Annotated in this window: 12 protein-coding genes; 9 read left to right on the top strand and 3 right to left on the bottom strand. The window is 47.6% G+C overall.

Annotation, left to right across the window (positions count from 1 at the left end):
* Nucleotides 1-324 precede the first annotated feature (324 nt).
* The 6 genes from hppD to B2899_RS14095 all read left to right on the top strand — a co-directional run bounded on the left by hppD (nt 325) and on the right by B2899_RS14095 (nt 6,363).
* Nucleotides 325-1,446: a 4-hydroxyphenylpyruvate dioxygenase gene (hppD, locus tag B2899_RS14120; RefSeq protein ID WP_146812401.1), complete on the top strand. Its 1,122-nt coding sequence runs from the start codon at nt 325-327 to the stop codon at nt 1,444-1,446.
* Nucleotides 1,446-2,393 (top strand): fumarylacetoacetate hydrolase family protein, encoded by a 948-nt coding sequence (locus B2899_RS14115; RefSeq protein ID WP_286886651.1) that lies wholly within the window; start codon nt 1,446-1,448, stop codon nt 2,391-2,393. Before hppD ends, B2899_RS14115 begins: the two co-directional genes overlap by 1 nt.
* A 119-nt stretch (nt 2,394-2,512) precedes the next feature.
* A complete protein-coding gene (locus B2899_RS14110; protein WP_146812399.1) occupies nt 2,513-3,673 on the top strand; it encodes a homogentisate 1,2-dioxygenase in 1,161 nt (386 codons plus the stop codon).
* A gap of 14 nt (nt 3,674-3,687) precedes the next feature.
* Nucleotides 3,688-4,308: a flavin reductase family protein gene (locus B2899_RS14105; protein ID WP_146812398.1), complete on the top strand. Its 621-nt coding sequence runs from the start codon at nt 3,688-3,690 to the stop codon at nt 4,306-4,308.
* 77 nt (nt 4,309-4,385) lie between these two features.
* Complete coding sequence (locus tag B2899_RS14100; RefSeq protein WP_286886649.1) at nt 4,386-6,143, top strand: aromatic amino acid hydroxylase; 1,758 nt, start codon at nt 4,386-4,388, stop codon at nt 6,141-6,143.
* Between the two features lie 31 nt (nt 6,144-6,174).
* Nucleotides 6,175-6,363, top strand: coding sequence for a hypothetical protein (locus B2899_RS14095; protein WP_146810024.1), 189 nt, complete (start codon nt 6,175-6,177; stop codon nt 6,361-6,363).
* Between the two features lie 77 nt (nt 6,364-6,440).
* On the opposite strand, the gene B2899_RS14090 is transcribed toward B2899_RS14095, so the two are convergent.
* Nucleotides 6,441-7,136 carry an LrgB family protein gene (locus B2899_RS14090; protein ID WP_170230235.1) on the bottom strand — a complete coding sequence of 232 codons (696 nt, stop codon included), beginning with the start codon at nt 7,134-7,136 and terminating at the stop codon, nt 6,441-6,443.
* A complete protein-coding gene (locus B2899_RS14085; protein ID WP_170230236.1) occupies nt 7,117-7,491 on the bottom strand; it encodes a CidA/LrgA family protein in 375 nt (124 codons plus the stop codon). Before B2899_RS14085 ends, B2899_RS14090 begins: the two co-directional genes overlap by 20 nt.
* Nucleotides 7,492-7,702: 211 nt before the next feature.
* On the opposite strand from B2899_RS14085, the gene B2899_RS14080 reads away from it, so the two are divergent.
* Nucleotides 7,703-7,891 (top strand): hypothetical protein, encoded by a 189-nt coding sequence (locus tag B2899_RS14080; protein ID WP_146810027.1) that lies wholly within the window; start codon nt 7,703-7,705, stop codon nt 7,889-7,891.
* Between the two features lie 61 nt (nt 7,892-7,952).
* On the opposite strand, the gene B2899_RS14075 is transcribed toward B2899_RS14080, so the two are convergent.
* Entirely contained in the window at nt 7,953-8,261 is a 309-nt protein-coding gene (locus tag B2899_RS14075; RefSeq protein ID WP_146810028.1) for a MerR family transcriptional regulator, read from the bottom strand.
* Nucleotides 8,262-8,453: 192 nt separating this feature from the next.
* Here B2899_RS14075 and B2899_RS14070 point away from each other — a divergent pair, with 192 nt between their 5' ends.
* Nucleotides 8,454-9,296, top strand: coding sequence for an SPFH domain-containing protein (locus B2899_RS14070; RefSeq protein WP_146810029.1), 843 nt, complete (start codon nt 8,454-8,456; stop codon nt 9,294-9,296).
* Between the two features lie 3 nt (nt 9,297-9,299).
* Nucleotides 9,300-9,491, top strand: coding sequence for a hypothetical protein (locus tag B2899_RS14065; protein ID WP_146810030.1), 192 nt, complete (start codon nt 9,300-9,302; stop codon nt 9,489-9,491).
* The last annotated feature ends 18 nt before the right edge of the window (nt 9,492-9,509 follow it).

The raw sequence follows: 9,509 nt of genomic DNA, 5'->3' as shown, positions 1-9,509 counted from the left end.
AAAATCATGAGGAAAGAAGGAGAGGATAGAGATAAAAAGATCTAAGGAAGAAAAAGGCTTTCGCCTTTTTCTTATTGAAATCATCCTCTCGTTCTTTTCTATCTTTTCCTTCGTACCACAAGTGTTTTTGTTTACTAATAAATTTTTTTAGGCAATGTAATACCTATATCAATTGTGTTTAACTTTAGTGTTGTACAGTATATACGCGTTAATGTAAGCGTTTGCGATAAATAATAAAATATCATATTATTTTGATTAATAAGATTATTTAGGAATAAATATTTATAATAAACTAATATCTTATTTATATTGGGAGGGAATGATATGTCTAAAGAACTGTTTGACACTAAAAAACTGACAAAAGAAGAAATCTTTCCTGTACAGGATATTCATCATGTAGAAATTTATACGGGGAATGCCAAGCAAGCAGCGTATTATTATTGCCGTGCGTTCGGTTTTAAAGTAAAAGCTTATCGCGGTCTGGAAACCGGATGCCGGGACCGTGTATCTTACGTGCTTGAGCAGGGGAGCATCCGCCTTATTTTGACAGGAACGTTGGAGGATAATACGGATGTCGCTGAATTTGTAAAGCTGCACGGTGAAGGTGCAAAAGATATTGCGCTGAAAGTGGAAAACGTAGAAGAAACGTACAAAGGCGCTGTAGAGCGCGGGGCTATCGCCATCCGTGAACCGTGGACCGAAAGCGACGAAAACGGTCTGGTGAAAAAAGCGGTGATTGGTACATACGGTGATACCATTCACACGCTGATCGAAAAAGCAGATTACAACGGCATTTTCCTGCCAGGCTATCAACCTGCCGAATTCGACATCCCATCTGCATCCACCGGCCTTGTAGGCATTGACCATATCGTAGGCAATGTAGAAGTAATGGATGAATGGGCGTCTTACTACGAAAAAGTATTCGGCTTTAATGTACTTAAGCAATTTGATGATGAAGACATTTCTACAGAGTACTCCGCTTTAATGTCCAAAGTAATGACGAATGGCACGGGACGTATTAAGTTTCCGATTAATGAACCGGCGGAGGGCAAGCGCAAATCCCAGATTCAAGAATATCTTGATTTCTATAAAGGACCTGGTGTACAGCATCTGGCTTTGCTGACTAACGACATTATCGCTACCGTAAAAGCCCTTAAAGAGAATGGCGTCGAATTCCTCTACACACCGGACACGTACTATGAAGGCTTAACGAACCGTGTAGGAGAAATTGATGAAGACTTAAAAAAGTTACAGGAGTTGAACGTCCTTGTCGACCGCGACGACGAAGGCTATTTACTGCAGATTTTCACAAAGCCGGTTGTGGACCGCCCGACATTGTTTATCGAGATCATCCAGCGTAAAGGTGCCCTTGGTTTCGGCGACGGGAACTTCAAAGCGCTTTTCGAATCCATCGAACGTGAGCAAGAGCGTCGAGGCAACATCTAATGAAACTCATTAGCTACTATGTACCGGGCAATCAAACAATAAGAGCGGGCTGGATTCAGGACAAAAACGTATATGACATGGAAGAGACCTACCGCTACCTAACAGAGATGAGAGGGGAGACCATCTCCCCTCCCGTTTCTCTGCTTGATTATCTGAACCTTCCGCAAGAAGTGAAACAGTGGTTGCTTTCGCTGACGAAAGAAACGCCCCTGTCCTTTCCTGCTGTAGGAAAGGAAGCGGAAGTGAAGTTTGCGGCACCGCTGCCACGGCCGAACAGTTTTCGGGATTTCTATGCATTTGAGGAACATGTCAAAACCGCACGGGAAAAGCGGGGATTAGACATGGTGCCTGAATGGTATCATTTTCCCGTTTTTTATTTCTCGAATGCATCTGCGATAAAAGGGCCTGGTGAGCCGGTAGAGAAACCGAGATACACCGAATGGTTGGATTATGAATTGGAGGTCGCCTGTGTCATTGGTAAAGAAGGACGCAATATTAAGCGTGAAGAAGCGCTTGATTATATTGAAGGCTTTATGATTCTTAATGACTGGAGCGCGCGTGATATCCAGCGGGAAGAAGTAAAGGTAGGGTTGGGACCGGCAAAAGGCAAAGATTTCGCTACTTCGATGGGACCGTATCTGGTAACGAAAGACGAACTGGAAGATCGTCGCAGCGGTGAACATTACAACATTGAGATGAAAGCGTCGGTCAATGGACGTTTATTATCCCGGGGAAATATGCAAACATTGTACTTCTCATTTGCACAGATGATTGAGCGGGCGTCTGAAGATTGCATGCTCTATCCGGGGGATGTGCTTGGTTCCGGTACGGTGGGAACCGGATGCATTCTCGAGCTGGGCACCGATATACACCGCTGGCTGCAAAAAGGGGATATCGTCGAGCTCTCCATCGAAAGGCTGGGCGTACTCCGCAACGAAATCGTCTAAGGCAGGATGGCGGTACATAGAACAGGAAGCAGCAAACATTGGACTCGATTATTTTTCGAGAACGAAGCATTCATCCAGACACTGCGTGAAGTTATGCTATAAAAAGAGGGGGAGTTGGAATGCCGCATTATGTGAAGAGGGGGAATATCCCGCATAAGCGTCACACGCAGTTCCGCAAGCCGGACGGTGGACTGTATTATGAGCAATTGATGGGCACCAAGGGATTCTCCGGAATTCAGTCGCTCATTTATCATATCAATCCGCCGACTCAGGTACGGGAAGTGAAAAAGCTCAAAGATATTGTTCTTGAGTTCGAAGAAAAAGATGGGCTGAAACATCGGCATTTCCGTACATGGAACACGGAAGCGGGCGGTGACTTCTATGAAGCACGGAAAATTCTGATGGCCAATGACGATCTGGCCATTGGCGTAGCCCGCCCGACCGAACAGATGCCGTATTACTACCGAAATGGAGAAGGCGACGAAATGCTGTTTGTTCATGAGGGAAAAGGAAAGATTGAAAGTATCTTCGGCGAGCTGTCTTTCTATCCGGGCGACTATATCATCATTCCTATCGGCACAACGTACCGTGTTGTTCTTGAGTCGGATGAAGCGCGCTTCCTGGTGGTGGAGTCCAATTCCGCGATTGTGCCGCCTAAGCGATACCGCAATGAATATGGCCAACTGCTGGAGCATTCTCCGTATTGTGAGCGCGATTTTCGGACACCCGAGAAGCTTGAACCGAAGGATGAGAAAGGCGAGTTCGAAGTGCGAGTGCGTGCCCAGGGTATGCTGACCTCATACCTGTTCGACTTTCATCCGCTTGATGCGGTTGGGTGGGATGGCTATCTTTATCCCTATGCATTCAGTATCCATGATTTCGAGCCAATTACCGGGCGCGTCCATCAGCCGCCGCCGGTCCACCAGACTTTCGAAGCGCGGAATTACGTCGTTTGTTCTTTTGTGCCTCGCCTGTACGATTATCATCCGGAAGCGATTCCGGCTCCTTATGTACACAGCAACGTAGAGAGCGATGAAGTGCTCTATTATGCAGACGGCGATTTTATGAGCCGCCGCGGCATTGAAGAAGGATCGATTACCCTGCATCCGAGCGGGCTGCCGCACGGTCCGCACCCGGGCAAGATGGAAGAAAGCATCGGCAAGAAGGACACCAAGGAATTGGCGGTCATGATCGATACATTCCGTCCGCTCCGTGTGGTAAAGCAAGCACAAGACTACGAAGACAGCGGCTATATGTATAGCTGGCTGCCGCAAAAATAAAGGAGGGGCTTTCCATGAACATCGAACCAAGCACGCTTCCCTGGAATGAGGCCTACAAGCTGATGATCGGCTCCATTTTACCGCGCCCCATCGCTTTTGTTTCGACTATAAATGAAGCTGGTCAAGCCAATCTGGCCCCGTTCAGTTTTTTTACCGCGATTTCCGCCGAGCCGATGATGATCTGCTTCTCTCCGATGCGTCGCGGTACGGACGGCGCGCGCAAAGACACGCTTACTAACATTGAAGCGACACGCGAATTCGTAGTAAACATCGTCGGTGAAAAGATTGTAGAACAAATGAACGATTGTGCCATTGAATATCCACCTGATGTCGACGAATTTGAAGCGGCCGGGCTGACAAAAGTAAGCAGTCACATCATCAAGCCGCCGCGCGTAGCAGAAAGTGACGTGCAGCTCGAATGCGTGCTCCATGATGTGTTGAACTTTGGTGATAAACCCGGCGGAGGAAGCCTCGTCATCGGGCAGGTCGTAAATATTCATGTGAAAGATGATTTGTATTTTGACGGCAAGATTGACACGGAGAAGCTGCAGCCGATCGGCCGCCTGTCAGGGCAGGTCTACAGTCGGGCTGTAGCGGATACGTTTGTATTGGAGCGTAAAAAGCAACCGAATTAAATAACCCACTGCGGCAAGGAGAAATGTTATGGATTTATTTAAAAAAATCCATATAAAGCAAAAGAGGAGGCCTTGTAATGAATATTCCTTCTCACCTGCGTGAGTTTGTCGTAGATCAGGAGTATGAGAGGTATACGCCGATTAACCAGGCGGTCTGGCGTTATGTAATGCGGCAAAACCGTGCATTTCTCGGGGAACGGGCTCATGCCGCCTATATCGATGGCCTGCGCTCGTCAGGAATTGATGTGGAAGCGATTCCAAGCATTGAAGCGATGGACGAGTGCATGGCCAAGTATGGCTGGGGAGCGGTTACGATTGACGGCTTTCTTTCTTCCGCTGCGTTTATGGATTTTCAGGCGCACGGCATCCTGCCGATTGCGACCGATATCCGGACACATGAGCATATTGCCTATACCCCGACACCTGATATTCTGCACGAGGCGGCCGGACATGCACCAATTTTGAAGGATACGAAATATGCTTCCTATGTGAAGCTTATCGGTGCGCTGGGCGCGAAAGCAATGTCGACAAAAGAAGATTATGATTTGTATGAAGCAATTCGTTATCTTTCCATGGTAAAAGAAGATCCTATGGCGACCGCGGATCAGATTGCAGAAGCGGAGCAGCGGCTAAAAGAAGCCCAGGAGGCGGTAGTCGAGGTATCGGAAATTCAGCTGGTATCCCGCCTGTACTGGTGGACGGTAGAATACGGGCTTATCGGTACGCCGGAGAATCCGCAGATTTACGGTGCGGGTCTGCTGTCTTCAGTAGGCGAAAGCAAACGCTGCCTGAAGTCTGACGTGAAAAAGCTGCCGTTCTCCCTCGATGCCTGCATTGCGACCGGATATGATATTACCGATTATCAGCCGCAATTATTTGTCTGCCGTGACTTTGACGAACTTATTGAAGCGGTAAAAGAGTTGGAGAAGCGCCTTGCCTGTTCCGTCGGCGGCACGGAGAGCTTGATAAAAGCCATTAAGTCCGAGAACATCGCCACCGCTGTCTACAGCTCCGGCCTGCAGGTTACCGGTATTATTACGCGCTTGGAATACGATGACAGCGATGAAGCCGTATATTTGCAACTGACAGGTCCGACTGCGTTGGCGGTGGAAAACACAGAGCTTCCCGGCCATGGTAAAGACTACCACAAAGACGGCTTTGGTGCTCCGATTGGACGTTTGAGAGGGGAGGCTACGCCGCTCGAGGAGATGACGGAAGAGCAGCTAACGGGGCTTCATATTGTAGTCGGGCAGCAAGCTAATCTGGAGTTCGAATCGGGTATCCGCGTTGCCGGCACGGTCAAATACGTACAACGCTACCAGGGCAAAGTTATCCTTATCGGTTTTGAGAACTGTACAGTTAAAAGAGTGGACGGGAATACGCTGTTCGAGCCTGAGTGGGGTGTGTATGATATGGCGGTCGGTGCAAAGATCGTCTCCGTGTTCTCCGGTGCGGCCGACAAAGAAAAATTCTCCGCGCATACCGACAAAAAATCAGCGCTTACCAAAGCGCGCCCGCAATGGAGCGAAAAGGAGCGCAAACTGCATGGGCTGTACCAAGCAGTACGTGACATTCGAGAAGGAGGCCTGGAAGATGACAGAGCGGCAAAAGAGCTTCCTCTTATCGCGAAAACGCTGGATGCCGAGTATCCGGAAGATTGGCTCTTGCGCCTTGAAATTCTGGAGATAATTACAGACAAAAACATTCTACCCGAGTGGAATCGCTGTCTGCGTGGGCAGTTGGAAAAGTTGGCGGAGAAAGCGGAAAACAAAGAACTGATTGGGAACGGCATGGCTTTGCTGAGCGCTTCCGATTCGACAGAGCAGCGCGCCTAAGAATACAGAATGAAGGAAAGCAGGTAGATGAATGAAGCTAACGGAACTGCAAATCGAAGAACGGTTGGCCGGACTTTTCGGTCGGATCGGCAAAACATCCGGGTATTTCGAGGAGGAAGATTATTGCCGATCTTTTCTATCCCATAAAAAAGGCCGCGGCGTCGGAGAGCGGACGCTGCGGCAATTAGAGGGGAGTTTATTAGGAGAGAGATACACCTGAGTGTGATGGTGATATCTTTATTATAATGACCCCCTCTTTATTGTAAGCAAATTCGTTAGATTCCCTAACAAGCTTTTTTAGGATAGAGAGAAGAATGTCAGAAAAGGTGCCAGTAAAGCCATACAAAGTGCCGCCATACTCATTGCTGCGCTTCCCATTGCCCCCTCCGTTTCTCCCCATTCCATGGCGCGCCCTGCTCCCAGTGCTTGTGCGGATGTACCAAGCGCCAATCCGCGGGCTATCCGACTCTTGATGCCGAGCCGTGCAAGCAGGAAAGGCCCTATCGTAAGCGAGAGAATACCAGACAGAATCACAAAGAGAACGGTTAGCGAAGGAACGCCTCCCAGCGTATCAGAGACGGATATTGCAATTGGCAATGTCACCGATTTCGGGATGAGTGATAGAACAATCGCCTTGCTCAAATGCAGTCCTTTAGCCAGCAGTGAGGCGGAAAGGATGCCGGCAAGCGTACCGATAAAAACGCCGCCGATAATAACGGGGAGGTATTGTTTCAGCGAATGTAATTGTTTGTAGAGCGGTACTGCCAGTGATACGGTTGCCGTTCCCAGCAGGAAAGTAAACAAATCTGTTCCCGCAGCATACTGCTGTACTTCGACGGGAAAAACAGAGAGGAGGCAAAGGATTAGCATGGTTACCGTATAGAGGGGATTCAACCATGATTTTCCGAACCTGTGGAATACCTTCCATCCGATAACGTAGCTAAGAATAGTAATCGCTGTACAAAATGAGGTATTAACCATCCATATCTCCATTCGAATGCCTCCTTTTGATTTTTTCGTACCATTCCGCCGCATAGGCGGTGACGAGAAGAACGATAAAGCTACTGATACCTAAAACAATAAGAAGTTTTGCGCCTTCCTTTCGAAAAATTCCCGTGTATTGAACGACATTGATAATCGGAGGAATAAACAGGAGTGTAATATGCTTCAAATGCAGTACGGCTCCCTCTTCTATCCAACTCATTCTACAAACGCCCAGAAGCAGTGCGAAGAAAAGAAGCAGCATACCGAGGATACTGCCAGGCAGAGGGAGGTGAAAGTAGGAGGCAAGAGCGCTGCCGAGTAGATACAGTAAGGCCAGCAGACCGATTTGCAGCACAAGTCTCATTGGAAACCCCTCATCTTCTGTAAATGATGTATTTTCATCATACAGGAAAAACAGAGCCTTCTCAGTCAATCCGTTATATAATCTGACGGATAAAATCTTTATTTCCAAAAAGCGCGTTATATAATGTGACAAATTCCCTGTATATGAGGGTAAAAAGCGGTACGGTAAAAACAGAAAGAGAAAACGAAATCCACTCAAACGGAGGCTGAGAATGAACATGATATGTCCACTATGCTGCGCCGAGAAAGGTTGTACGCATCAGACGAAAGGATTTAACATGGGCGGTGTATGGGAAGACATCATAGACTTCGGGTATCCTTCGTTCCCGGCCTATGCGTTTGACGAGGAAGCGGCGAAATATCGCCACCAGACATTTGCGCAAAGGAGGAAGATTAGCTGAATCCAAACGACAATGCAAAAAGAAACCCTCGGTCTGCGATAAGCAGTGGCGAGGGTCTTTTTTATTTGTTGCGTTGCGGGAAAGCGGCATTGAGCTGACCGCGAAGCATGCGTTCGCGCAGCTCTTTATCTTTGCGAAGAGCCTTTTGTTCCATACGGCGAATTTCTGAGGTTTGCAAACCGTCTTCCATATGATTGGCGATTTGCACCAGCTTCTCTACGTCAGCGAAGGAGAATTTACGCGTGCCACCGGGCGTGCGTTCGGGCCTGATCAGTTTTCTTTCTTCATAATAACGGATTTGCCTTTCCGATAAGCCAGTTAGTTCGCTGACAATCCCGATCGTAATTACTTTCCTATCCTTGTAAGACAATCTGACCTCTCCTTTCCTCCTGCCCTGTTTTTGATTTTAACTATAACATATTTCAGACTATTATCTTTATTCTTTTGTTAGAAAATATGACATAATCAGTGGTTTGCTAATGATATTTACAATTAAATATAAAGATGATATCATTATGATATCATAATGATATCTATATTTTTGGGTAAAGGAGATGCTAACATGAACGAGAAGCAGGCGTGGGCAATAAACGGTTTTATAGGGCTGTTGCTGATTTTGGCGCTGCTTGCTGGTGGACTCTATTTTCTTGTTATGGTTCAAAGCCCTATCCTGGGCTTTTTGTGCATTTTTTTGTCTGTTGTTGCAGCGAGCGGAATATTTATTGTACAGCCTAACCAGGCGACGGTGCTTATTTTCTTCGGTCATTATTTAGGTTCTGTGCGTCGGAGTGGATTGTGGCTAGGCGTTCCGTTTGCGGTACGTCGCAAAGTTTCATTGAAGGTGCGCAACTTCAACAGCAAACGGCTAAAAGTAAATGATGTAGACGGCAATCCAATTGAAATCGCCGCCGTCGTCGTATTCAAAGTGATCGATTCGGCCAAAGCGATGTTCGATGTGGACAATTACGAGCAATTCGTTGAGATTCAGAGCGAGACTGCGTTGCGTTATGTCGCCAGCCGCTATCCGTATGATAATTTCGATAACGAAGGACATTCTCTGCGCGGAAATACAGATGAAATTGCAAGTGAGCTGGCGCAGGAACTGCAATCCCGCCTGGCGGTAGCCGGTGTAGAAGTAATAGAAGCCCGACTGACACATCTGGCCTATGCCACGGAAATTGCCAATGCAATGCTGCAGCGTCAGCAGGCTTCCGCTATCGTTTCTGCCAGGGCACGCATCGTGGAAGGGGCGGTTGGTATGGTGCAGATGGCGATTGAAGAGCTGCAAAGAGAAGGCTTCGAGTTAGACGAGGAAAGAAAGGCGGCTATGATTAATAATTTGATGGTAGCCATTGTGTCCGAACGTTCCGCCCAGCCGGTTATTAATTCAGGATCAATATACTAATCCATGTCGCAAAAGAAAAAATTTCTCCTTCGCATAGATCCGAAGCTGTATGAAGCGTTGGAAGGCTGGGCCGCGGATGAGTTTCGGAGCGTAAATACGCACATAGAATTTCTGCTGCGAGAAGCAGTGCGCAAAGCGGGACGATTGCCTTTGCATACCCGAGTGAAAAAAGAAGGGGAAGAGGAAATGGAATAATTACGAAGAAACGGAGCC

The organism is Aneurinibacillus sp. UBA3580, from assembly GCF_002375825.1.
In the GTDB taxonomy this organism is placed as follows: Bacteria; Bacillota; Bacilli; order Aneurinibacillales; family Aneurinibacillaceae; genus Aneurinibacillus; species Aneurinibacillus danicus.
Note: the sequence above shows the minus strand (reverse complement) of the source record. Positions and strands in the feature narration are given on the sequence as shown.

Coding starts and splice junctions, on each gene's coding strand:
- B2899_RS14115 (WP_286886651.1), top strand. CDS start 1,446: ATGAAACTCATTAGCTACTATGTACCGGGCAATCAAACAATAAGAGCG.
- B2899_RS14065 (WP_146810030.1), top strand. CDS start 9,300: ATGTCGCAAAAGAAAAAATTTCTCCTTCGCATAGATCCGAAGCTGTAT.
- B2899_RS14085 (WP_170230236.1), bottom strand. CDS start 7,491: ATGAGACTTGTGCTGCAAATCGGTCTGCTGGCCTTACTGTATCTACTC.
- B2899_RS14105 (WP_146812398.1), top strand. CDS start 3,688: ATGAACATCGAACCAAGCACGCTTCCCTGGAATGAGGCCTACAAGCTG.
- B2899_RS14110 (WP_146812399.1), top strand. CDS start 2,513: ATGCCGCATTATGTGAAGAGGGGGAATATCCCGCATAAGCGTCACACG.
- B2899_RS14070 (WP_146810029.1), top strand. CDS start 8,454: ATGAACGAGAAGCAGGCGTGGGCAATAAACGGTTTTATAGGGCTGTTG.
- B2899_RS14080 (WP_146810027.1), top strand. CDS start 7,703: ATGAACATGATATGTCCACTATGCTGCGCCGAGAAAGGTTGTACGCAT.
- B2899_RS14090 (WP_170230235.1), bottom strand. CDS start 7,136: ATGGAGATATGGATGGTTAATACCTCATTTTGTACAGCGATTACTATT.
- hppD (WP_146812401.1), top strand. CDS start 325: ATGTCTAAAGAACTGTTTGACACTAAAAAACTGACAAAAGAAGAAATC.
- B2899_RS14100 (WP_286886649.1), top strand. CDS start 4,386: ATGAATATTCCTTCTCACCTGCGTGAGTTTGTCGTAGATCAGGAGTAT.
- B2899_RS14095 (WP_146810024.1), top strand. CDS start 6,175: ATGAAGCTAACGGAACTGCAAATCGAAGAACGGTTGGCCGGACTTTTC.